Genomic DNA, 22,051 nt, shown 5'->3' with positions numbered 1-22,051 from the left:
TGCCACCCCACCGGGAGCGCCTAGTCTGCAAGCATGCAGCGCGCTCTCCGTCCGCTCATCGGCGCCGCCGCCCTGCACGACTGGTTGACGGGCGACCGCCCCTCTCCGACCGTGCTGGATGTGCGGTGGACCCTGGGCGCGCCGAGCGAGCGACCGGCGTACGACGTGGGTCATCTGCCGGGGGCGTCCTGGGTGGAGTTCGAGCAGGTGTGCTCCGGCGAGCCCGGCACCGGCGGGCGCCACCCGATGCCCGACATCGCGGTGTTCGAGGCGGCGATGCGAGCCGCCGGGGTCAACAACGAGCGACCCGTCGTGGTGTACGACCAGGCCAACTCCCTTGCTGCCAGCCGGTGTTGGTGGCTGCTGCGGTATTTCGGCAAGGAGGACGTGCAGGTGCTGGACGGCGGCTACGCGGCCTGGACCAGTGCCGGGCTCGAAGTCACCACCGACAAGCCCGCGACCCAGGGAGACTTCGTCGCCACGACCGGTCACGTCGCGCTGCTCGACGCGGACGGCGCCGCGGAGTACGTCGAGCGTGGGGTGCTGCTGGACGCGCGACCGGCCGCCCGGCACGCGGGACAGGCGGAGACCATCGATCCGGTGGCCGGGCACATCCCCGGCTCGTTCAGCTCCCCCGCCCTGGAGAACGTCCAGGACGACGGACGGTTCCTGCCGCCGGACGACCTGGCCATGCGGTTCACCGCTCACGGCGTCCGCCCGGAGACGGACGTGGGCACCTACTGCGGCTCGGGGGTGCAGGCGACCCACCTGGCGCTGGCTCTCGAGGCGTCCGGCATCCACCCGCACACGGCGGTCTATATCGGCTCGTGGTCGCACTGGATCACCGACCCCGACCGTGCGGTGGCTGCCGGTGTGGAGGACAAGACCTCGCACTGACGCCCGCGCCCACCCTGACGGCGTTCGCGTCGGTTGACGGTGTTCGAACGCCGTCAATCATGGTGAACGCCGTCAGCGCCGGGCCACGCCGGCCGGAATCGCGGAGGTGCTCAGCCGCCGGAGACGGCCAGCTCGGCGTGCGCGATCTCCGCGTGCTGGCGATCGTCGATCGATCGAGACGCGAGCCAGCCGTCCGGTAGCACGACGCGGCGCTCGGAGCCCGCCCTGCCGCGCTGACCTTCGGCCGGCTCCCCCGGCCAAGGCTGGTCGAGGTCGAGGGAGTCGATCAGCGCGTCCAAGGCGTCGAGCGAGTCGACCAGCGCCAGGCTCGACCGCAGCTCGCCGCCGACCCGGAACCCCTTGAGGTACCAGGCGATGTGCTTGCGGATGTCGCGGCAGCCCTTCTCCTGCGACTCGTAGAACTCGCAGAGGTACTCCGCGTGCCGCCGCAGAGTGTCGGTCACCTCGCGCAGTGTGGGGACGACGCGCACGTCGCTGCCGGCGAACGCCGCCGCGAGGTCCGCGAAGAGCCACGGACGTCCCAGGCAACCGCGCCCGACGACCACGCCGTCGCACCCGGTCGCACGGACCATCGCGAGCGCGTCCTGCGCCGACCAGATGTCGCCGTTGCCGAGCACCGGCACCGTGGTGACGACTTCCTTCAACCGGGCGATGGCCGACCAGTCGGCCGTTCCCGAGTAGGCCTGGGACGCCGTGCGCGCGTGCAACGCGACCGCGGCCGCGCCCTCACCCTCGGCGATGCGGCCCGCCTCCAGGAACGTCAGGTGATCCGGGTCGATGCCCTTGCGCATCTTGACGGTCACCGGCACGTCGTACGCCGAGGCCTCACGCACCGCTGCCGACACGATCGACCGGAAGAGCTCCGTCTTCCATGGCAGCGCGGAGCCGCCGCCCTTGCGGGTGACCTTTGGGACAGGGCAGCCGAAGTTGAGATCGATGTGATCGCAACGGTCTTCGCTGACGAGCAGGTGCACGGCGCGCGCGGTCGTCACGGGGTCGACGCTGTAGAGCTGGATCGAACGTGGCGACTCGCCGGGGTCGTGCTCGATCAGCCGCATGGTGAGCGGCACCCGTTCGACCAGGGCCCGTGAGGTGATCATCTCGCTGACGTAGAGGCTGTGCGCACCCGTCGCGGCGGACCCGGCGTCGCCGTACTCACGGCACAGCCGACGGAACGCTCGGTTGGTGATGCCGGCCATCGGCGCCAGCACCACCGGGGTCTCGATGGTGTGGCGACCGATGCGCAGCGGGGGAAGAAGAGCAGTCATAGCGTGGTCGAGTGTCTCAAATCGACGTGCCGGTCGTGTCCGGCAGGGGCGGACGGTCCGTGCTCAGACCTTGCCGAAGAGCAGGTCGCGGAAGTCCGGCACCGGACCCAGGTCGTCGCGACCGGCGTCCTGCCGAGCAGGGACAGCCTCCGAAGCGGCCGTCGGGTAGATCGTCCGCGAGTTCGGACCGACGGCTGCGACGAGCTGCCGCGCGGCGCGCTCGATCCGACGGCCGAGACCCGGGTCGGCAAAGTCGTCGGTCGCGGCGAAGACCCCGGTGGCCAGCGGCTCGGCCTGCAGGTAGGCGAAGAGCGGACGCATCGCGTGATCGAGCATGAGCGAGTGCCGAGCCGTGCCGCCCGTGGCCGCCAGCAGCACCGGAGTGCCCGCGAGCGCGGTGGGCTCGACCAGGTCGAAGAACGACTTGAACAAGCCGCTGTAGGAGCCGGCGAACGTGGGCGTCACGACGATCAGGCCGTCCGCGGTGCTGACGTCCTCGAGGACCTGCGCGAGCCCGTCGCTCGGGAAGCGCGTCACGAGGTGCGCGGCGATGTCCTGCGCCAGATCGCGCAGCTCGACGACGTCGATCTGCAGTTCATGGCCACGACCGACCTGTACCTGATCCCCGCGGGCGCTGGCCAGTTCGCGGGTCGCGGACACGATGCGGTCGGTCAGCAACCGTGTCGAGGACGGCACGGAGAGTCCGGCGGTCACCGCGACGATGCGCTGGGTCATCTCATGCCTCCTTCATCTGCAGGGCGTCGTCCGTGGCGGCCTGCTGGACCGTGACGGACGGCAGGACGTGAGCGTTGGCCGAGTCGTCGCCGGCCGCGATCAGTTCCGCGTGGGTGGGCGCGTGCGCGGGCACACCGGCAGGCCGCAGGGCGTCGAACTCCTTGCGCAGCACCGGCACGACCTGCTCCCCCAGCATGTCCAGCTGCTCGAGGACCGTCTTCAGCGGGAGGCCCGCGTGATCCATCAGGAACAGCTGCCGCTGGTAGTCGCCGACCGCATCGCGCATCGTCAGGTAGCGCTCGATGACCTGCTGCGGCGACCCGACGGTGAGCGGGGTCTGCGTGGTGAAGTCCTCCATGCTCGGACCGTGACCGTAGACCGGCGCCTCGTCGAAGTACGGCCGGAACTCGCGTACGGCGTCCTGGCTGTTCTCGCGCATGAAGACCTGACCGCCGAGGCCCACGATGGCCTGGTCGGCCCTGCCGTGGCCGTGGTGCTCGTAGCGCTCGCGGTAGAGCTGCACCATCTGACGGGTGTGGCGCAGCGGCCAGAAGATGTTGTTGTGGAAGAAGCCGTCGCCGTAGAACGCGGCCTGCTCGGCGATCTCGGTGCTGCGGATCGAGCCGTGCCACACGAACGGGGGTACGCCGTCCAGGGGGCGGGGCGTGGACGTGAAGCCCTGCAGCGGCGTACGGAACTTCCCCGACCAGTCCACGACCTCCTCGCGCCAGAGCCGGCGCAGCAGGTGGTAGTTCTCGACGGCGAGGTTGATGCCCTCGCGGATGTCCTGCCCGAACCACGGGTAGACCGGTCCGGTGTTGCCGCGGCCCATCATCAGGTCGACGCGGCCGGCGGAGAGGTGCTGCAGCATCGCGAAGTCCTCCGCGATCTTCACCGGGTCGTTGGTGGTGATCAGCGTGGTGGAGGTCGACAGCTTCAGGGTGCTCGTTTGCGCGGCCAGGAAGCCGAGCATCGTGGTCGGCGAGGACGGCACGAACGGCGGGTTGTGGTGCTCGCCGGTGGCGAAGACGTCCAGTCCGACCTCTTCGGCCTTCTTGGCGATGGTCACCATCGCCTGGATCCGCTCGGCCTCGGTCGGGGTACGACCGGTCGTCGGGTCGGGCGTGACGTCGCCGACGGTGAAGATTCCGAACTCCATGACAACTCCTGATCGCCGTGTCGTGTTGTTGACGTGTCAACTACCTCAACCGTAGCGCATCTCGATCCATTCCCTGGCGCCCGGTTGTCAGCAGGCTGATGGCGCCGGCGTCACCCATCCGCTGACAACCGCGCCGACTCCACGTGAATGTCAGCGGGTTTACGGCGCGGACGCCAGAGAACTGCTGACAAACTGAGCGCAGCGGAGAACGGTCGTGGGGTGACTAGAGCCAGCCGTTGCCGTCGGCGATCTGGACGGCCTCCGCGCGGTTGCGGGCGCCGGTCTTGCCGATCGCGGCCGACAGGTGGTTGCGGACGGTGCCCTCGGAGAGGAAGACGCGTTTCGCGACATCGGCGACCGTGCCGCCCTCGCGCGCCGCGAGGAGCACCTCCGACTCCCGTCGGGTGAGAGGTGATTCACCGGCGACGAGGCTGTCGGTGGCGAGCTGGGGGTCGACCACCCGCAGTCCCTGGTGCACCCGGCGTACGGCGTCGGCGAGCTCGGTCGCGGGCGTGTCCTTGACCACGAACCCCGACGCGCCGGCCCGCAGGCCTCGCCTCAGGAAGCCCGGCCGACCGAAGGTCGTCACGATCAGCACCCGCACCCCGGGCAGCGCCTCGCGCGCGGCGGCCGTCGCCGCGATGCCGTCCATGCCGGGCATCTCGACGTCCATCAGGATGACGTCCGGGCGGTGTTCGCGGGCTGCCGCGGCCACCAGGTCGCCGGCCCCCACCTGGGCCACGACCGTGAGGTCGGACTCCAGCTCCAGCAGGGCCGCCAGGGCGCCGCGCACCAGGGCCTGATCGTCGGCCAGCATCACGCGGATCGTCATGCGGTCGAGGCTCTCTCCGTGACGCGATCGACCGACGGCGCATCCATCAGCGCGGTCATCGTGAGCGCGAACCCGTGCGGCTGAAGACTCTCGGTGACCAGACGGGCGCCCGCGGCGAGCGCTCGCTCCCGCAGCCCGATGATCCCGTGGCCGCTGCAGTCGCCCCCGGCGTTGCCGACCCCGTCATCGCGCACGGTGACCTCGCGATCACCGACCTCGATGGTGCACGACTGCGCACGGCTGTGCCGGATGACGTTGGTGACGCCCTCGCGCACCGTCCACGCGAAGACCTCGCGCAGGTCGGACGGGACGCCATCGGTCGCCGTCGGCAGCTCGGCACGGATCCCGGCCGCCCGCAACGCTTCCCGGGCGCGGGCCAACTCCCCCGACAGGGTGACCTCGCGGAATCCGGTGACGGTGCGGCGTACGTCGGCGAGCGCGTCGCGGGACAGGCGCTCGAGGTCGGCAACCTCGGCCTTGGCCCGCGCCGGATCGACGTCGATGAGTTTGCCGGCCAGCTCGGCCTTGACCGTGATGACGGTGAGCGAGTGGCCGAGGATGTCGTGCAGATCGCGCGCCATCCTGTTGCGCTCCTCGTCCACCGCGAGCCGGGAGTTCTCCCGGCGGCTGGCCTCGAGCTGGTGGGCGCGGCCGCCGGCGATGCGCCCGGCGAAGCAGGCGATCGTGGCGAACGTGAGCCCGATGAGTGACCCGGAGTCGAACCGCCAGCCCGGCACCTGCGTCGATGCCCAGGCGTAGCCGACCCCGATGACCACGGAGGTGAGCAGCGCCAACCGGATCGAGAAGGTCCACATCGCCGAGACCCCCACGAATACCAACGTCGCCGCCGCGCTCTGGCCGATGGCCACGATGGAGACGAGGGACAGGGCGGCCAGGGCGGCGTAGCGCGTGAGCGACCGGGGGTCGCCCACTGGCAGCTCCCGGATCGTGGAACTGCCGAAGAGCTGCCAGCGCTGTGTCCAGTGCCGCAGGTAGACCGCGGCGAAGCCGAGCACCGCCGCCGTGCCGACCCAGCCGCGTGGCTGGTTCAGCATCCGCACCGCGTCCCACACCGGGCTGACCAGCCAGAAGAGCCAGATCCCGGCCCAGAACAGCCCGATGAGAGGGGCATCCCCGTCCTCTTCGGCGCCCCACGCGCGTCGCCGCAGGGCGGCGGTCAATTGCTCACGGCGGTCCACGATGGCAGTTTCTCAGACCCGGCCGGTGTCACGACGGAACAACCAGACTGCCGAGCCACCGAGAACGGCCGCCCATCCCACGATGTTGAGCACCCACATCCACGCGCCGGACCACCCGGCGAGCCCGGCGTGGGCCATCGCGGTCACGCCGTACATCGGCGTCCACCGGGCGAAGAGGTCGAAGGCGTGACTGAAGACGGGCTGCGGGATGAAGACCCCGCCGCCGAAGGCCAGCAACGTCATCGCCATGCCCATGACCTGCATGGTGTTCTCCGACGGCAGCAGGAAGCCGACCGCCAGGCCGAACAACGCCATCAGCATCGAGCCGAGCCAACTCACCACGAACGCGAGCACCAGGTCGCCGGCCGGCGCACGGGATCCGAACGCCAGCCCCAGTCCGTAGACGACCACGAGCGGGATGACCGCGACGGCGGAGGAGACCAGCACCTTGGTGAGGATGTACGCCGGTCCCCGCAGCGGGGTGAGTCGCAGTTGCCGCGACCAACCCTGCGCCCGCTCCACGGCCACACCGGCGGACGTCGACGCATTGGCGACGAACGCGCCGTAGAGCGCCAGCGAGACCATCAGCCAGGCCGACGCGTTGCCCGAACCGGAGTTGAAGCTGTTCGCACGGAAGACGAAGAAGAAGATGACGGGGAGCACGACCGTGAAGAACATCGTGCGTTTGTTCCGCAGGATGCGCATCAGCTCGATCCGCAGCAACGTGCGGTTGAAACCGCCGTACGCCGGCGTCGACCGATCGAGTGAGATGGTCCCGGCGGCAGATCCCGGGGTGGTCGTGCTCATGCCCGTGCTCCTTCGTTCGCGTCGGAGGTCAGCGTCATGAACGCCTCCTCCAGCCCCTGTGCGGTGATCTCCAGGTCGCGCGCGCCCATGGTGTTGAGCAGCGCCCGCGCGACCGCATCGCTGTTGTGGGCGCCGATGGTCACGCTCTCGCCGCGGATGTCCAGCGCCTCGACGCCCTCGATCGCGAGCAATGCCGCGCGATCGGGACGATCCAGCGTCGCGCGGATCGTGCGGCCGCTCGCGCGCGCCTTGATCTGCGCTCCCGTGCCGTCGGCCACGACCTCGCCGTGCCGCACGAGGACGATGCGGTCGGCGTACTGGTCGGCCTCCTCCAGGTAGTGCGTCGCGAAGAGCACCGTCCGCCCCCGCCGCGCATCGCTGCGGATGGCCGCCCAGAAGTCACGCCGCCCGGTGACGTCCATCCCTGTCGTCGGTTCATCGAGCACCAGGAGTGCCGGGTCGCTCACGAGCGCCATGGCGAACCGCAGCCGCTGCTGCTCACCGCCGGAGCACTTGCCCACCCGCTGGTCCCGGATGCCCCAGATCCCGGCCCGCTCCAGACACTCCTGCACGTCACGCGTGTGCACGAACAGGCTCGCCGTGAGCTCGACCGTCTCCGCGACACTCACATCCCTCAGCAGCCCCCCGGTCTGCATGACGGCCGCGACCAGACCGCGCGAGACGGCGTCACGAGGTGCCATCCCGAGCGTCTGCACGGTCCCTTCGTCCGGCCGGCCCAACCCCAGGATCATGTCGATGGTGGTGGTCTTCCCGGCGCCGTTGGGACCGAGGAACGCGACGATCTCGCCCTGCTCGACCTGCAGGTCGATGCCACGGACGGCGTGCAGGTCGCCGAAGGACTTGTGCACCCCGTCCAACCGGATCGCGGCTCCCCCTGCGAGCCGCGTCCGGTCGGTCCCCTTCTGAGTTCTCGTCATCATGCGTTCAGCCTGTCCGCCGCGACCGTCTCGGCCATGGGGGCGCCGTCACGAGAGCGCCATGACAACTGTCACGCGGCGGCCCCGTATCCTCGTGGGCCGTGTCCCCCACCTCCGCCGATCCGCGTCCCAGCGTCCGCAGCTCCTCGCTGCGCGTCCGCATCGAGCACGCCAGCGACCCTGTGCTGCAACGGCTCTCACGTCTGCCGTCCAACACGGTCGTCATCGTGCTGCTGGTCGTGCTGGTCGCCGGGCTGGTCGTCCGCGGCTGGGTCGGCGCGATCCTCCTCGGCGTCGTCGCCCTGGCGCACGGGTGGGGCATCTACCTCGCGTGGCCACGGCTGTCCGGCCTGGAGCGCCAGATGCGCCTCGCCGTGCTGATGCTGGTCATCGCGCTCGCCGCGGTGTGCCTCATCTCCGCCGTGCGGTGAGCTCGCCGTACGATGGCTACCTGAGAACGATCCTCATCGACTCCCGCAGGAGGCCCGGGCATGACGACCACCAACTCCGGTCGCCGCGTGACACCGCAGCGCGCTGCCGTCGAGGGCGCCCTGGACCGGCTGGACGACTTCGTCTCGGCGCAGGACCTGCACGCGCAGCTGCGTGACGCGGGCGCCGGGATCGGGCTCGCCACCGTCTACCGCACCCTCCAGGCGATGACCACCGACGCCGAGGTCGACGTGCTGCGCACCAAAGACGGCGAGTCGGTCTACCGACGCTGCTCCACCGGTCATCACCACCACCTCGTATGCCGCGAGTGCGGACGCACCGTCGAGGTCGAGGGTCCTGCCGTCGAGCGATGGGCCGCGAAAGTGAGCGCCGACAACGGGTTCCGCGAGATCGAGCACACGGTGGAGATCGTCGGCGTCTGCGCCGACTGCCCCGCCTGAGCCGGCGGTCCTCACGTCAGGTGGGAGAAAGGCGCGGGGTAGATCACGCTGCCGCGCAGAGTCCGATCGTGCGCGTCGTACGTCGTGAGCAGGCGGACCTGGGCGGCCTCCGCCGGTGCCCAGCCGGGAAGCGGCAGAGTCAGTCCGTGGTCGCCAGCAAAGGTGAAACCCCTGCGCCCGTAGTACGCCGGATCGCCCTCGAGGACGATGAGCGGCTCGCGTGCCGCCTCGGCGGCGGCGACGGCGGTCTCGACGAGCGCCGTCCCGACGCCACGACGCTGGTGGCCGGGAGCGACAGCCAGCGGGGAGAGCATCACGATCGGGCGGAGTCCTGAGGCGCTGCGCACCCAACAGCCGTCGAGCATCACATGCCCGATGACCTGCGTACCCTCGATCGCCACGAACGACAGACCTGGGCGATAGCAGGCGTCGGTCCGGATGGCGCGCACCAGGTCGGGCTGCATGTCGGACTCGAACGCGGCTCGCACCACCTCGTGGATCGCGTCGAAGTCGGCGGGAAGTTCCGCGCGGATCCGCACGCCGAGCGACCCGCTCCGCCCGGTCATCGCGCGGCGTCGACCGCCCCGCCGAAGCGCCGGTCGCGGTCGACGAAGATCTGGATGGCACGCCACAGGTCGAGCCGGTCGAAGTCCGGCCAGAGGGTGTCGAGGAAGACCAACTCGGCGTACGCCGACTGCCACAGCAGGAAGTTGCTCGTGCGCTGCTCGCCCGAGGAGCGCACGAAGAGGTCGACGTCCGGCATGTCGGGCCAGTCCAGGTTGCGGGCGATGGTGCGCTCGTCGATGCTCGACGCCTTCAACTTCCCCGCCTGCACCTGCTCCGCGATCCGCCGGGTGGCCGCGGCGATCTCCGCGCGGCCGCCGTAGTTGACGCACATCTGCAGGGTCATCACGGTGTTGCCCGCGGTCATCTCCTCCGCGCGCTGCAACTCCTTGATCACCGAGCGCCACAGTCGCGGCCGCTGACCGGACCACCGGCACCGGACCCCCCATGAGTGCAGCAGGTCGACCCGGCGACGGATGACGTCCCGGTTGAAGCCCATCAGGAAGCGCACCTCGTCCGGCGAACGACGCCAGTTCTCGGTGCTGAACATGTACGCCGACAGATTCGGCACCCCCGCCTCGATGGCGCCGGCGATGACGTCGATCAGCTGCGCCTCCCCCGCCTCGTGGCCCTTGGTGCGCGGCAGCCCGCGGGCGTTCGCCCACCGGCCGTTGCCGTCCATCACCATCGCGATGTGTTGCGGGACAAGGCCCTTGGGGATCGCGGGCGGTTGGGCGCCGCTCGCGTGTGGCGGGGGCGGGACGGGTGTCGTCACGGCAGCGCGACCCCGACCGCAGGCGGCACCGGCGACGCGACGTACACCGGGTGGTCGACCAGGCGCAGCGAGCGCACCCCACGCTCCAGGTGCCACTGCAGGTAGGCCGCGACCAGCCCGTCCGCCTCGCGCCGGGCGCGTTCATCGGAGCGCTCGGCCTGCTCCCAGTCCCCCGACAGCAGCGCGGCGAGCAGCTCGAAGGTGCGCGGGTCGGGCGCGGACGAGCCCGGCGTACGGCACGAATAACACACGGCCCCACCGGCGGCCAGGTTGAACGCCCGGTGCGGCCCGGCGGCCCCGCAGCCCGCGCAGTTGACGAAGGTGGGCGCCCACCCGGCGATCGAGACCGCGCGCAGAAGGTAGGAGTCGAGGACGAGATCGATCGGGTGCGTGCGGCCGGCGAGGGCCGCGAGGCCGCCCGCGAGCAGGTTGAACTGCTGGACCACCGGCTCGTGCTCCTCGCTCAACCGGTCGGCGGTCTCCAGCATCGCGGTCGCCGCCGTGAATGCCGGATAGTCGCGCGAGATGTGGTCGCCGTACGGCGCAATCATCTCGGCCTGCGTGACCGTGTCGAGCGAACGCCCCTCGTAGCACTGCAGCTCCACGACCATGCCCGGCTCCAGTCGGGCGCCGAAACGTGATTTGGTACGCCGCACGCCCTTGGCCACCGCGCGCACCTTGCCCCGCCCGCGGGTCAACATCGTCACGATCCGGTCGGTCTCCCCCAGCTTGTGGGTGCGCACGACGATCGCGACGTCCTTGTAGGTGGGCATGGTGACTTCATTGTCCCTGATGACCCCGTCAGGCGACGGTGGACACGCGCCTACCCTGAGCGGATGCCGCAACAGACCTATGACGTCGTGATCGTCGGTGGTGGCCACAACGGGCTCACCGCCGCCGCCTATCTCTCCCGGGCGGGCCTGTCGGTGCTGCTGCTCGAACGATCGGGTCACCTGGGCGGTGCGTCGGTGTCCGCGGAGGCATTCCCGGGGATGGGCGCGCGGCTCAGCCGCTACTCCTACCTGGTGAGTCTGCTGCCCCGGCAGATCATCGACGACCTCGGGCTGCGGATCACGCTGCGCCGCCGGCGGTACTCCTCCTACACACCGCAGCCCGGCACCGAGCGCGGCCTGCTGATCGACCACGGCGACCCGCAGGCCACCCGCGCGTCGTTCGAGGGGCTCGGCGCAGGCGCGGACATCGAGGGCTGGGACCGGTTGTATGCGCGCACCTCCCGCCTCGCACAGGCTCTCTGGCCGACCGTGACCGGGCCGCTCCCCCGCCGGCGGGACGTCGACGCGCTGGTCGGCGACTCCTCGATCACCCGCGACTTCCTGGAGCGACCGCTCGGTGAGGTCATCGAGACATCGGTGGCCGACGACCTGGTCCGGGGCGTGGTGCTCACGGACGGTCTCATCTCGACGTACGCCTCGGCCCACGACGTGGACCTGCAGCAGAACGTCTGCTTCCTCTACCACGTAATCGGCGGCGGCACCGGGGACTGGGATGTGCCCGTCGGTGGCATGGGCGCGGTCAGCGGCGCGCTCGAGGAGGCCGCACATCGTGGTGGCGCGCAGCTGTGCACAGACTCCGAGGTGACCTCGCTGGGCGACGGGTCGGTCACCTGGCGCAATGCCGCCGGCGACGAGTCCTCGGCTGCCGCGCGCCAGGTGCTCTGGGCGGCCGCACCGGGAGTGCTGGACCGGGTGATGGGCAACGAGCCCGAGCAGCGCGCCGAGGGCGCCCAGGTGAAGGTGAACCTACTGCTCTCCCGTCTGCCGCGGCTGCGGGACGCGACCGTGCCCTCGGACGCCGCCTTCGGCGGCACCTTCCACATCAACGAGACCTACACCCAGCTCGAAACCGCCTACCGCGCAGCGCTCTCGGGTGCTCTGCCGCAACCGGTGCCGGCCGAGATCTACTGCCACTCGATCACCGATCCGAGCATCCTGTCGCCCCAGCTGCAGGAATCAGGAGCGCACACCCTCACCGTCTTCGCGCTGCAGACCCCCGACCGGCTGCTCGACGGAGCCGACCTCGACACCGCGCGCACGACGTACGAGCGGGCCGTGCTCGATTCGCTCTCCAGCGTGCTCGCCGAACCGGTCGAGGACGTCGTGCTGACGATGCCCGACGGCCGGCCGTGCATCGAGACCAAGACCACCCGCGATCTGCAGGACGCCCTGGCCATGCCCGGCGGCAACATCTTCCACGGACCGCTGTCGTGGCCGTTCGCGGAGGACGACGAGGCGTTGACGGGCGCCGCGGCCCGGTGGGGTGTGACGTCGGCGTACGACGGGGTGCTGCTCGCCGGCGCCGGATCGCGCCGCGGTGGAGGGGTCAGCGGCCTCGGCGGCTACCACGCGGCCCGCGCGATTCTGGAGGCTCGCGCCGACTGAGCTAACCCCCGCACGTCACGCTGCTGGATGCTGGCCGGGCTGGTTGGGCATGAGTCCGGGGGTGAGGTCCCATGTGACACCGGCAGGTGTGACGGTGGCGGTGAGCAGGTCGCGGTGCACGATCGTGTGATGCCGGGCGCAAAGGAGTGCGGCGTTGGTCAGCGTTGTCTTTCCACCGGCCCACCACGGGATGACGTGGTGGGCATCGCACCAGTCGGGTGGTCGGTCGCAGCCGGGGAAGGTGCAGCCCTGATCTCGGTGGACGACCGCTGTCCGCAACCCTCCGGTGAAGAGGCGTTTGGCGCGCCCGACATCCAAGGGTTCGGAGTCACCCCCCAGGACTGCTGGGATCAGGTCCGCGTCGCAGGCGAGTCGGCGCAGGGTGCCGGCGTCGAGGTGGTCCCCGTCGGTGGTGCGTCCGATGCCCGGCAGATATGTCGGTGCCAATCCAGTTTCGGCTGAACTCGATTGGCCTATCACGCCTTTGCCGCGGAGACCTTCGTGCAGGGTCTGGTAGTCCAGGGTGACCAGGATCTTGGCGGTGCCGCCGAAATCCCCGACCGGTCGCGGCGCGGTGCCGTCCAGGACGCCAGCTGAGGTCTCGACCAGCCGCACCAGAGCGTCGGCGCGCCGTTTGGCGGGGGTGCGGGTGTCGCGCTCCGGGTCCGAACCGGTGGTTTCCAGGAACGGCTGGTCAGCGGAAGCAACGTCGCCACCGGACTGTCGTGCGGGTGCGGGCGCGGACAGGGCTTGCAGGGCGTGTTTGACGATCGTGGCGTGCCCGGCGGACAGCTCAGCCTCGAACCGGGTGAGCCCACCCGGTAGGTCGTACCAACGCACCGATTCGCACCCCTGCTGGATCTCTTCGTCCCGGACCAGTTGCTCGGGGGCGTACTGGCCCACGATCCTGGTCGACAACTCCCGTAAGGCCCGCGGTCCGTACGCCGACAGGGACAGGTACCGCCCCAGCAGTTCGTCCCGGTCCACGGTGGGCAACTGGCGGCCGATCCTCGGCACCTCCCGCAACGCGACGGCGGCAACCGGCACGCTCGTCGTACCCGCGGCAAGCGCATCGACCACCACGGTGTTGCGAGGGTCAGCACACTCGCCCCCCACCGACCCCACCCGGCGTACGACGGTCGGGTCGGACCCGGCCGCCTGCCGGGCCACCCACGCCGGTGCACCCGTGGCGGTGGAGTTCGCCACCGTCCCGCGACCCAGAGCGTCCGTGGTCGCCAACGCCGCCACGTTTTCCGCACGCGACGAGACCCGCAACATGCCCCCGACGACCTCCCCTAGGTCCGCCTCGCCTAGTTGACACAACGCGCCCGGCCAGTCGTCCAAGCACGTCGCGAACTCCCGCAGCAGACCCAACAGCCGGGACCCCGTACCCGGCGCAGCGGGGCGAAGCGTGTCGGTCGTCGACTGCCCCATGGCCCCTCCTAGGGCTGTTGGATCGGTGCCTTACCTCTACCCTGAATCATACGCTTGTTCGATAGAATTGACTAGAGCATAACGCGTGAAAGTTGCTGCGAATGTTGATGATTCGGACAATGGTTGTGCACATCCCCCGCATCTAGGTGGGAGTATTCGGGGTTGTCCACACCCGGCCCGGACAGGCCGGCACTCACCCCGGGGCGCGTCTAGACGAATGCCGAGAGACCGGTGCACGCGCGGCCGACGATGAGGTTGTTCATCTGACTGGTGCCCTCGTAGGAGTAGAGCGCCTCGGCGTCGGCGAAGTAGCGCACCGCGTCGTTCTCCAGCAGGATCCCGTTGCCGCCGAGGATCTCGCGCGACCGGGCGACGACCTCGCGGGCGCGAGTGGTCGTGAACGACTTGCACATCGCGGCCTGCTCGTCGTGGAAGACGCCCGCGTCCTGCAGCTGCGCGACCCGCACGGCCATCCCGAGGCTGGCGGTGATGTCGGCCGCCGACCGGGCGATCAGGTCGGAGATGAGCTGGAAGGAGCCGATCGGCTTGCCGAACTGGATTCGCTCCTGGGAGTAGGCCACGGCCCGCTCAAAGGCGCCCATCATCAGCCCGACCGCGCTCCACGCGACTCCCCCGCGGGTCAGCCGCAGCACCTTGGCGGTGTCGGCGAAGGAGTCGGCGTGCTCGAGCTTGTTGGCCGCCGGCACCCGGCACTCCTCGAACGTCAGATCCGCGTTCTGCACGGCGCGCAAGGCGTACTTGCCCTCGATCTTGCTCGCCGAGAAACCCTCGAACTCCTTCTCGACCAGGAAACCCTTGACCTGATCGTCGGCCTCGTCCTTGGCGTAGACGACGATCACGTCGGCGAAGGTGCCGTTGCCGATCCAGCGCTTGCCGCCGTTGATGATCCAGTCGTCGCCGTCGCGGCGCGCGGTGGTCTCGAGGCCACCGGACACGTCCGATCCACCGTGCGGCTCCGACAGCGCGAACGCGCCGACCTTCTCCATCCGCCGCATCGCGGGCAGCCACCGGGCCTTCTGCTCATCGGAGCCCAGGATGGAGATGCTGCCCATCGCCAGCCCGCTGTGTACGCCGAACATCGTCCCGGTGGACGGGTCGACCCGCGCGAACTCCATCCCGAGCCACCCGGTGAGCACCTTGCTCAGTGCGGGCCGGTCCTCGAAGTCGTAGCCGAGTCCCACGATGTCGAGCTCGGCGAGCCGGGGCAGCAGGTGCCGCGGCGACTCGGCAGCCTCCCAGAACTCGTTGGCGCGCGGGCGCACCTCAGCCTCGAGGAAGGTGCGCACCCGGCGTACGACGTCGTTCTCCCGCTCGGTCAGCAACCCCTGGTAGCCGTAGAGATCCGCCGCCAGGAAGTCCTCACGCAGCGGCCCGACTGGCTCGTGCTCGTGCTCGCTCATGCGTCGTCTCCCTGGTAGATCAACATCGCCGGACCTCGTGCCCGGCGGCGTCAGCTTGACGGACGGGGGCGCTCAGGACCGTGACCAACCCTGCGTGCCGCCGAGGATCTCCTCGTTGTGCTGTCCCAGGGTGGGTGCGGGCCGGGTCACGGCCGCCGGGGTGCGGCTGAAACGGACCGGGATGCCGATCGAGCGGTAGCGGCCCTCGGTGGGGTGCTCGGAGACGTCGAGCAGGTGCCCCTCGCGGATGTACTCCGACTCGGTGGCGTCCTCGATCTCCAGCACCGGCGCCATGGGGATGCTGTGCTCGGCGCACAGGATCTCCCACTCGGCCGTGGTGCGCTCCAGCGCGATGCGTCCGAGCTCGGCGTACAGCACGGACATGTCCTCGCGCACCTTCGCCCAGGAGACGAAGCGCGGGTCCTCGTTGAGGTCGCCGTGCCCCGACGCGACGAAGAAGTCGCGGACGTTCTTCTCGCTGTACGGCAGGATGCACGCCCAGCCGTCCTTGGTCTCGACTGCTGCGTGACCCGTGCCGAGAGAGCGGTAGAAGCCGGTCGGCCCGATCGGCGGCTCGAACGTGTGCCCGCCCAGATGCTCGACCAGGTTGAAGGCCAGCATCGTGTCGGTCATCGGGATGTCCACGTGCTGCCCGAGACCGGTCGCACGTTGGCTGATGACCGCCGCCAGCACGGAGTAGACGATGGTGAGGGCGCACACCTTGTCGGCCAGGATCGTCGGCACGTAGTTGGCGGTGCCGGTCGCGCGCAGCATCAGGTCGGTGAGGCCGCTCGCGGCCTGCACGATCTCGTCGTACGCCGCCCGGTCGGCCAGCGGCGAATCCGAGCGGAAGCCCTGGGCGCTGCAGTAGATGAGCGCCGGATAGCGCTCCGCGAGGCCGGCGTAGTCGAATCCGAGCCGGGCCAGCGCGCCCGGGCGCATGTTGGTGACCAGGACATCGGTGTCCTGCAGCAGGGCATGCAGGGCGGCCTGGCCCTCGTCGGACTTGAGGTCGAGGACGACGCTGCGCTTGTTGCGGTTGACGTTCAGTGCGAGCGCGCCCATCTGCGGATGCCGGCTCGGCACCGAGATGCGGGCGAGGTCGCCGTGCGGCGACTCCACCTTGATGACGTCGGCGCCCAGGTCGCCGAGGATCTGGCAGGCGTACGGGCCCATCACGACGGTCGACAGGTCGATCACCCGCACCCCGGCGAGGGGTCCCGGGTGGGCGCCGGTCGGGGTCGCAGGGGCGGTGAACTCAGGTGCTTCGGACATTTCTATAGCCTAACTATGCTCTCGCGATAGGACGAACCCGCGAAGGGTGACTCTGCACACCCCTGGCGCCGTATCGAACATACGTCTAGTGTGGTGATCATGACCTTCGCGCTCCAAGGATCGCTGCTGGACCAGGTCGACGACGTGGGGCTGCGCCCGCTCGGCGCCGGCGTGCGCCGGACGCCACTGTCGCGGGGTGCCTGGATCGATGTGCGGCCGGGGTGGCTGACGGGCGCCGACGAGCTGTTCGCGCGCCTCAGCCTCGGTGGTCCGGCCGGGGTGGACTGGCGCAGCGAACGGCGCGTGATGTGGGACCGGGAGGTCGCCACTCCCCGCCTGTTGCGGTTCTACGGCGAGAGCGAGTCGTGGCCCGATCCGATACTGCCGCAGGCACGTTCGATGCTGTCCGCGCACTATCGCGACGAGCTCGGGGAGCCGTTCACCACGGCCGGCATGTGCCTCTACCGGGACGGCCGGGATTCGGTCACCTGGCATGGCGACCGCGAAGGGCGCGCGTCGAGCCAGGACACCATGGTCGCCATCGTGTCGATCGGCGCGCCGCGGGCCCTGATGCTGCGCCCGGTGGGTGGCGGCGCGGGGCAGACGGTGCGGCATGTGCTCGGCCACGGGGACCTGCTGGTGATGGGCGGCTCGTGCCAGCGCACCTGGGAGCACGCCGTACCCAAGACCGCCGTACCCGTCGGACCGCGCATCAGCATCCAGTTCCGCCCGCATGGCATCCGCTGACCTCACCGGTTCAACGCTCCCGCATCGGCAGGACGGCCGGGCCGTGGATGACCAGCGACCGGCGGTACTTCACCGGGCTGTCCGCGCGTCGCAGCTGCGGGAGCCGACGGGCGAGCGCGCCGAAGACGACCTCCAGCTCGAGGCGGGCCAGCGGCGCGCCCAGGCAGTAGTGGATGCCGCCGGAGAACGCCAGGTGCTCGGCGGCATTGGCCCGGGTGATGTCGAAGGTGTCCGGGCGCTCGAACACGTTCGGATCGCGGTTGGCTCCCCCGATCCGCAGCTGCACCAGCTCGTCCCGTCCGATCGGGGTGTCACGGACGACGGTGTCGTCGAACGAGACGCGTGACGTGCCCTGCACCGGCGCGTCGTAGCGCAGCACCTCCTCGACCGCCGCCGCCGCGAGCCCGGGGTCGGCGACCAGTCGCTCCCACTGCTCCCGATGCTCCATGAGGGCCAGCACCCCGTTGCCGATCGCGTTGACGGTGGTCTCGAAGCCCGCCACCAGCAGCAGTGTGCACAGCGGCACCATCTCCTCGGGGGTGATCGACTCACCTTCCGCCGCCACCAGGTAGGAGATGACATCGTCCTGCGGTTCACGACGACGCAGCTCGAAGAGTCGCGAGAAGACAGTCGACAACGCCGCGCTCGCCTCCATGAGCCGGGCAGCGTGCCGCAGCGACGTCACGCCGGAGAGTGCCGTGCCGATCGCCGCGCCGTACGTCGCGAAGCCGTCGGTCTCCGCGTCGGGGATGCCCATCATCCGGCTGATCACCGCGATGGGCAGCGGCGACGCGAACCCGGAGACCAGGTCGACACTCCCCCGCCGCTCCACGTCGTCCAGCAGGTCGCCGACCGTCTGCTCGATGAGACCGCGATATCCGCGCATCTGCCGTGGCCCGAACGCGGGAGCCACCAGCCGCCGCAGCCGGGTGTGGTCCGGCGGGTTGTAGCCGAGGAACGACAGATCGCCCTCCTCATCGGGTGCGGACGGCTCGCTCTCCGGTCGGGGGCCGAAGCGGCGGCTGCGCAGGATCTCGTTGCAGATGGCGTGGTCGACGGTCGTGGGATGCCCGAACCTGTTACGGACGAACGGTCCTTGCGACCGCACCACCTCGTAGTTGGGGTACGGGTCGCGCAGCCGACGGCCGTAGGCGAGCTGGGACAGGGGCTCCCGGCGTACGAAGGCTTGGTACGCGCGGGCTCCCTTGTCGGCGTAGAGGCTCGTCGCGAATCTCACGGTCTGCTTCAGCTGTGTCGTGTCGGCCATGCCCACCACTCCGCCTCGTCGTGCTGCCTACGCGTGCCCGCTCAATCGTCGAGCGCCGCCTCGATGGCTTCGGCCATCTCCGTCACCTGGTCATCGGTCATGATCAGCGCCGGTGAGATCTGGATGCCGCCTGCACCGACCGCCCGGGTCGACACCCCGCGCAGCCGCAGCGCCTTCGCCAGCGACATCGCCTTCGAGACGTCCACGAGCTGCACCGCCGCCAGCGCGCCTGTGCCGCAACGCACTTCGGCCACAGCATCGTGCTTCGCCAGCGGGCTCAACTGCTCGGCGAGGGTGTCCTGGAGCCGCAGGGCCTCGTCGAGCAGACCTTCGTGCTCGATGATGTCGAGGTTGACCAGGGCGACGGCGGCCGCGACGGCGTGCCCGGAGTAGGTGTAGCCGTGCCGCAGCCAGCGACCCGCGTCGGTCTCGAAGAAGGGTGCCGCGACCTTCGGCGCCACGAAGACCGCGCCCATCGGGACGTACCCGGAGGTGAGGCCCTTGGCGGTGGTCACGAAGTCCGGTTCGAGGCCGAAACGCGAGGAGGCGAACCACGATCCGCCGATCCGACCGAATCCGGTCACCACCTCGTCGGCCACGAAGAGCACGTCGTTCTCGCCGCAGATCTTGCGCACCGCGAGCAGGTAGTCCTCGGGCGGCGGATAGACCCCACCCGCACCCATCACCGGCTCGCAGAAGAACGCCGCGACGTTCTGCGGCCCGAGGCGCTCGATCGTGGCACGCAGGTCCTCCGGGTCGTCCCAGGAGACGTGCGCCTGGTCGGCGATCAACTCCCCGTAGCCGTCGTGGTTGCCCGGAATGCCGGCGAGCGACGTACCGGCGTAATGCATGCCGTGGTAAGCCTTCTCGCGGCCGATGAGGATGCGGCGGGTCGGCTCGCCCCGCTCGACCCAGTAGCGGCGGGCGATCTTGGCGGCGGTCTCCACCGAGTCCGATCCTCCCGAGGTGAAGAAGACCTTTGAACCGGGCACGGGAGCGATCCCGGCCAGTCGCTCGGCCAGCCGCACCGTGACGTCCGTGGTGAAGTCGCCGAAGGTCGAGTACGCCGCGATGGCGCGCATCTGCTCAGCAGCGGCATCCGCGAGCTCAGTGCGTCCGTGCCCGACGTTGGCGAACCACAGGCCCGCGGTGGCGTCGAGATAGCGCTGCCCGTAATCGTCGAAGACGTAGGCGCCCTCACCGCGGGTGATGACGAACTCACCGTCGCGCTCGACCGCACCCATGTCGCTGAACGGATGCCACAACGCGCCCATCGACGCCTCCCCACAAGTCCCGGCGCGGCGTGTCCGCGCGAGCACGAACCTAGCCTGCACCCGATTTCGGACATGCACGTCGGGGCGTGGGCGCCCCGGCGTGCATGTCCAAAAGACTCAGACCAGCGCGGACTCCCGCTCGGCGCGGTTCACCGCCGACAGGATCGCGGTCATCGAGGCGCGCACGATCGAGCTGTGCACCCCGACGCCCCAGATGACCCGGTCGCCGATGGCGCACTCGAGGTACGCCGCGGCCCGCGCGTCACCGCCGGCGGTCATCGCGTGCTCGGCGTAGTCGAGGACTCGGACATCGGAGCCCACCTTCGCCAAGGCGTCGACGAACGCCGCGATCGGCCCGTTGCCCCAGCCCTCGACGGTGACCGGCTCGGAGCGGTCGGTCAGCTGCACCACGACGTGGTCCTGCCCGCCGACGCTGTCCACCTGATATCCGATCGGCGCGAAGCGACCCCACGCACTCTCGCCCTCGCCGGTGCCCGGCAGGTACTCGTCGCTGAAGAGCTGCCACAGCTGTGCGGAGCTGACCTCGCCGCCCTCGGTGTCCGTGCGGCGCTGCACCACCCCGCTGAACTCGATCTGCAGGCGCTTGGGCAGGTCCAGACCGTGCTCGGCCTTGAGGATGTATGCCGAACCGCCCTTGCCCGACTGGGAATTCACACGTACGACGGCCTCGTACGTGCGGCCGATGTCGTGCGGGTCGATGGGCAGGTAGGGCACTCCCCAGATGATGTCGTCGACCCCCTTGCCGGCCGCGGCGGCGTCCTTCTCCATGAACTCCAAGCCCTTCTTGATCGCGTCCTGGTGCGATCCGGAGAAGGCGGTGTAGACGAGGTCGCCGCCCCAGGGGTGACGTTCGTCGACGTCCAACTGGTTGCAGTGCTCCACGGTGCGGCGGATGTCGTCCATGTCGGAGAAGTCGATCTGCGGGTCGACGCCCTGGCTGAAGAGGTTCATGCCCAGCGTCACCAGGCAGACGTTGCCGGTGCGCTCGCCGTTGCCGAAGAGGCAGCCCTCGATGCGGTCCGCACCGGCCAGGTAGCCCAGCTCGGCGGCCGCGACGCCCTCACCGCGGTCGTTGTGCGGGTGCAGCGACAGCATCACGCTCTCGCGGCGGTTGATCCGACGCGACATCCACTCGATCGAGTCGGCGTACACGTTGGGCGTGGCCATCTCCACCGTCGCCGGCAGGTTGATGATCATCTTGTGGTCCGGCGTCGGGTCGATGACGTCGATGACCTCGTTGCAGATGCGCAGGGCGAACTCCAGCTCGGTGCCCGTGTAGGACTCCGGGGAGTACTCGTAGTAGACGTCGGTGTCGGCGACCGTCTCCTCCAGCTTCCGGCACAGTCGCGCGCCCTGCAGCGCGATGTCGACGATGCCGTCCTGGTCCATCCCGAAGACCACCCGTCGCTGCAGCACGGAGGTGGAGTTGTAGAAGTGCACGATGGCCGTCTTGGATCCGCGGATGGCGTCGAAGGTGCGCTCCACCAACGCATCCCGGCACTGCGTCAGCACCTGGATGGTCACATCGTCCGGGATGTGCCCGCCGTCGATCAACTCACGGACGAAGTCGAAGTCGGTCTGGCTCGCGCTCGGGAAGCCGACCTCGATCTCCTTGTAGCCCATCTTCACCAGGAGCTTGAACATCCGCATCTTGCGCTCGGCGTTCATAGGATCGATCAGCGCCTGATTGCCGTCGCGCAGGTCGACCGCGCACCAGCGCGGGGCCTTGGTGATCGTCTTGTCCGGCCAGGTGCGGTCGGGCAGGTCGACGGCGATCTGCTGGTCGAAGGGTGCGTACTTGGTCGTCGGCATCCCCGAGGGCTGCTGGGGGTGGATCATGGACTCGCCTTTGGTTGCGGTTGGGCTTCGGCCCGGGCAGCACGACCTCCGCGGCGAGGAAGGCCGAAAGTCAGGCCCCGCCGCGGCAGCGAAGAAGGAGTCCGTATGCCGCACGCACGTCCGCCACTGTAGGCGCCGCTCCGCAACGACGTCCACAGGGTGGGAATCGAGTCCACATTCCGGGACGCGTGGCGGCGCAGGCTGTGAAGACCCGTCGCCGTCGAGCTCCGCTCACACCCGTCATTGCGGGCGTGCGCACAGGCACGGCACAGGAAATCGCTCCCTGCAC

Annotated in this window: 21 protein-coding genes; 5 read left to right on the top strand and 16 right to left on the bottom strand. The window is 69.8% G+C overall.

Annotation, left to right across the window (positions count from 1 at the left end; genetic code table 11):
* Positions 1 to 33 precede the first annotated feature (33 nt).
* Complete coding sequence (locus J4030_RS06435) at positions 34 to 897, top strand: sulfurtransferase (RefSeq protein WP_208048393.1); 864 nt, start codon at positions 34 to 36, stop codon at positions 895 to 897.
* A gap of 110 nt (positions 898 to 1,007) precedes the next feature.
* Here the strand turns inward: J4030_RS06435 and dusB are convergent, their stop codons facing one another.
* The 7 genes from dusB to J4030_RS06400 all read right to left on the bottom strand — a co-directional run bounded on the left by dusB (position 1,008) and on the right by J4030_RS06400 (position 7,856).
* On the bottom strand, positions 1,008 to 2,186 hold the full coding sequence (gene dusB / locus J4030_RS06430) for a tRNA dihydrouridine synthase DusB (RefSeq protein ID WP_208048392.1): 1,179 nt from the start codon (positions 2,184 to 2,186) through the stop codon (positions 1,008 to 1,010).
* Between the two features lie 63 nt (positions 2,187 to 2,249).
* Positions 2,250 to 2,921 carry a CE1759 family FMN reductase gene (locus J4030_RS06425; RefSeq protein WP_208048391.1) on the bottom strand — a complete coding sequence of 224 codons (672 nt, stop codon included), beginning with the start codon at positions 2,919 to 2,921 and terminating at the stop codon, positions 2,250 to 2,252.
* A gap of 1 nt (position 2,922) precedes the next feature.
* Positions 2,923 to 4,080 (bottom strand): LLM class flavin-dependent oxidoreductase, encoded by a 1,158-nt coding sequence (locus tag J4030_RS06420; RefSeq protein WP_208048390.1) that lies wholly within the window; start codon positions 4,078 to 4,080, stop codon positions 2,923 to 2,925.
* A 223-nt stretch (positions 4,081 to 4,303) separates the two neighbouring features.
* Positions 4,304 to 4,912 carry a response regulator gene (locus J4030_RS06415; protein ID WP_208048389.1) on the bottom strand — a complete coding sequence of 203 codons (609 nt, stop codon included), beginning with the start codon at positions 4,910 to 4,912 and terminating at the stop codon, positions 4,304 to 4,306.
* On the bottom strand, positions 4,909 to 6,111 hold the full coding sequence (locus J4030_RS06410; protein ID WP_307864593.1) for a sensor histidine kinase: 1,203 nt from the start codon (positions 6,109 to 6,111) through the stop codon (positions 4,909 to 4,911). Before J4030_RS06410 ends, J4030_RS06415 begins: the two co-directional genes overlap by 4 nt.
* A 12-nt stretch (positions 6,112 to 6,123) precedes the next feature.
* Positions 6,124 to 6,918, bottom strand: coding sequence for an ABC transporter permease (locus J4030_RS06405; protein ID WP_208048388.1), 795 nt, complete (start codon positions 6,916 to 6,918; stop codon positions 6,124 to 6,126).
* Complete coding sequence (locus tag J4030_RS06400) at positions 6,915 to 7,856, bottom strand: ABC transporter ATP-binding protein (RefSeq protein WP_208048404.1); 942 nt, start codon at positions 7,854 to 7,856, stop codon at positions 6,915 to 6,917. Before J4030_RS06400 ends, J4030_RS06405 begins: the two co-directional genes overlap by 4 nt.
* 101 nt (positions 7,857 to 7,957) lie before the next feature.
* Between J4030_RS06400 and J4030_RS06395 the strand changes: the two genes are divergently transcribed.
* Together J4030_RS06395 and J4030_RS06390 are read left to right on the top strand one after the other, a co-directional pair.
* Positions 7,958 to 8,287, top strand: a complete 330-nt coding sequence (locus J4030_RS06395) for a DUF6703 family protein (protein WP_208048387.1) — start codon at positions 7,958 to 7,960, stop codon at positions 8,285 to 8,287.
* Between the two features lie 60 nt (positions 8,288 to 8,347).
* Positions 8,348 to 8,746 (top strand): Fur family transcriptional regulator, encoded by a 399-nt coding sequence (locus J4030_RS06390; RefSeq protein ID WP_208048386.1) that lies wholly within the window; start codon positions 8,348 to 8,350, stop codon positions 8,744 to 8,746.
* 11 nt (positions 8,747 to 8,757) lie between these two features.
* Here the strand turns inward: J4030_RS06390 and J4030_RS06385 are convergent, their stop codons facing one another.
* From J4030_RS06385 to recO, 3 genes are read right to left on the bottom strand one after another with little or no spacing between them, the layout of a single operon-like run.
* Positions 8,758 to 9,312, bottom strand: coding sequence for a GNAT family N-acetyltransferase (locus tag J4030_RS06385; protein WP_208048385.1), 555 nt, complete (start codon positions 9,310 to 9,312; stop codon positions 8,758 to 8,760).
* On the bottom strand, positions 9,309 to 10,085 hold the full coding sequence (locus J4030_RS06380; protein ID WP_208048384.1) for an isoprenyl transferase: 777 nt from the start codon (positions 10,083 to 10,085) through the stop codon (positions 9,309 to 9,311). The genes J4030_RS06385 and J4030_RS06380 overlap by 4 nt, the downstream gene beginning before the upstream one ends.
* Entirely contained in the window at positions 10,082 to 10,858 is a 777-nt protein-coding gene (gene recO, locus J4030_RS06375) for a DNA repair protein RecO (RefSeq protein WP_208048383.1), read from the bottom strand. The genes J4030_RS06380 and recO overlap by 4 nt, the downstream gene beginning before the upstream one ends.
* Positions 10,859 to 10,921: 63 nt before the next feature.
* Between recO and J4030_RS06370 the strand changes: the two genes are divergently transcribed.
* A complete protein-coding gene (locus tag J4030_RS06370; RefSeq protein ID WP_208048382.1) occupies positions 10,922 to 12,484 on the top strand; it encodes an NAD(P)/FAD-dependent oxidoreductase in 1,563 nt (520 codons plus the stop codon).
* A 15-nt stretch (positions 12,485 to 12,499) separates the two neighbouring features.
* Here the strand turns inward: J4030_RS06370 and J4030_RS06365 are convergent, their stop codons facing one another.
* The 3 genes from J4030_RS06365 to J4030_RS06355 form a co-directional block, all read right to left on the bottom strand.
* Positions 12,500 to 13,918, bottom strand: coding sequence for an HNH endonuclease signature motif containing protein (locus tag J4030_RS06365; RefSeq protein WP_208048381.1), 1,419 nt, complete (start codon positions 13,916 to 13,918; stop codon positions 12,500 to 12,502).
* 209 nt (positions 13,919 to 14,127) lie between these two features.
* Entirely contained in the window at positions 14,128 to 15,339 is a 1,212-nt protein-coding gene (locus J4030_RS06360) for an acyl-CoA dehydrogenase family protein (RefSeq protein ID WP_208048380.1), read from the bottom strand.
* A gap of 72 nt (positions 15,340 to 15,411) precedes the next feature.
* Positions 15,412 to 16,614, bottom strand: coding sequence for a CaiB/BaiF CoA-transferase family protein (locus tag J4030_RS06355; RefSeq protein ID WP_208048379.1), 1,203 nt, complete (start codon positions 16,612 to 16,614; stop codon positions 15,412 to 15,414).
* Positions 16,615 to 16,713: 99 nt separating this feature from the next.
* Here J4030_RS06355 and J4030_RS06350 point away from each other — a divergent pair, with 99 nt between their 5' ends.
* Positions 16,714 to 17,361 carry an alpha-ketoglutarate-dependent dioxygenase AlkB gene (locus tag J4030_RS06350; RefSeq protein ID WP_208048378.1) on the top strand — a complete coding sequence of 216 codons (648 nt, stop codon included), beginning with the start codon at positions 16,714 to 16,716 and terminating at the stop codon, positions 17,359 to 17,361.
* 10 nt (positions 17,362 to 17,371) lie between these two features.
* Here J4030_RS06350 and J4030_RS06345 read toward each other — a convergent pair whose 3' ends face one another.
* From J4030_RS06345 to leuA, 3 genes are all read right to left on the bottom strand, one after another.
* Positions 17,372 to 18,628: a cytochrome P450 gene (locus J4030_RS06345; protein ID WP_208048377.1), complete on the bottom strand. Its 1,257-nt coding sequence runs from the start codon at positions 18,626 to 18,628 to the stop codon at positions 17,372 to 17,374.
* A 41-nt stretch (positions 18,629 to 18,669) separates the two neighbouring features.
* Positions 18,670 to 19,902, bottom strand: a complete 1,233-nt coding sequence (locus J4030_RS06340) for an aspartate aminotransferase family protein (RefSeq protein WP_208048376.1) — start codon at positions 19,900 to 19,902, stop codon at positions 18,670 to 18,672.
* Between the two features lie 117 nt (positions 19,903 to 20,019).
* Entirely contained in the window at positions 20,020 to 21,762 is a 1,743-nt protein-coding gene (gene leuA, locus J4030_RS06335; RefSeq protein WP_208048375.1) for a 2-isopropylmalate synthase, read from the bottom strand.
* Between the last annotated feature and the right edge of the window lie 289 nt (positions 21,763 to 22,051).

It is taken from the genome of Allobranchiibius sp. CTAmp26 (assembly GCF_017565405.1).
Taxonomy (GTDB): domain Bacteria; phylum Actinomycetota; class Actinomycetes; order Actinomycetales; family Dermatophilaceae; genus Allobranchiibius.
This window is presented reverse-complemented; position numbering and strand designations above follow the sequence as displayed.

Coding starts and splice junctions, on each gene's coding strand:
- J4030_RS06350 (WP_208048378.1), top strand. CDS start 16,714: ATGACCTTCGCGCTCCAAGGATCGCTGCTGGACCAGGTCGACGACGTG.
- J4030_RS06340 (WP_208048376.1), bottom strand. CDS start 19,902: ATGGGCGCGTTGTGGCATCCGTTCAGCGACATGGGTGCGGTCGAGCGC.
- J4030_RS06400 (WP_208048404.1), bottom strand. CDS start 7,856: ATGACGAGAACTCAGAAGGGGACCGACCGGACGCGGCTCGCAGGGGGA.
- leuA (WP_208048375.1), bottom strand. CDS start 21,762: ATGATCCACCCCCAGCAGCCCTCGGGGATGCCGACGACCAAGTACGCA.
- J4030_RS06420 (WP_208048390.1), bottom strand. CDS start 4,080: ATGGAGTTCGGAATCTTCACCGTCGGCGACGTCACGCCCGACCCGACG.
- J4030_RS06365 (WP_208048381.1), bottom strand. CDS start 13,918: ATGGGGCAGTCGACGACCGACACGCTTCGCCCCGCTGCGCCGGGTACG.
- J4030_RS06360 (WP_208048380.1), bottom strand. CDS start 15,339: ATGAGCGAGCACGAGCACGAGCCAGTCGGGCCGCTGCGTGAGGACTTC.
- dusB (WP_208048392.1), bottom strand. CDS start 2,186: ATGACTGCTCTTCTTCCCCCGCTGCGCATCGGTCGCCACACCATCGAG.
- J4030_RS06345 (WP_208048377.1), bottom strand. CDS start 18,628: ATGGCCGACACGACACAGCTGAAGCAGACCGTGAGATTCGCGACGAGC.
- J4030_RS06385 (WP_208048385.1), bottom strand. CDS start 9,312: ATGACCGGGCGGAGCGGGTCGCTCGGCGTGCGGATCCGCGCGGAACTT.
- J4030_RS06370 (WP_208048382.1), top strand. CDS start 10,922: ATGCCGCAACAGACCTATGACGTCGTGATCGTCGGTGGTGGCCACAAC.
- J4030_RS06355 (WP_208048379.1), bottom strand. CDS start 16,614: ATGTCCGAAGCACCTGAGTTCACCGCCCCTGCGACCCCGACCGGCGCC.
- recO (WP_208048383.1), bottom strand. CDS start 10,858: ATGCCCACCTACAAGGACGTCGCGATCGTCGTGCGCACCCACAAGCTG.
- J4030_RS06405 (WP_208048388.1), bottom strand. CDS start 6,918: ATGAGCACGACCACCCCGGGATCTGCCGCCGGGACCATCTCACTCGAT.
- J4030_RS06435 (WP_208048393.1), top strand. CDS start 34: ATGCAGCGCGCTCTCCGTCCGCTCATCGGCGCCGCCGCCCTGCACGAC.
- J4030_RS06425 (WP_208048391.1), bottom strand. CDS start 2,921: ATGACCCAGCGCATCGTCGCGGTGACCGCCGGACTCTCCGTGCCGTCC.
- J4030_RS06415 (WP_208048389.1), bottom strand. CDS start 4,912: ATGACGATCCGCGTGATGCTGGCCGACGATCAGGCCCTGGTGCGCGGC.
- J4030_RS06390 (WP_208048386.1), top strand. CDS start 8,348: ATGACGACCACCAACTCCGGTCGCCGCGTGACACCGCAGCGCGCTGCC.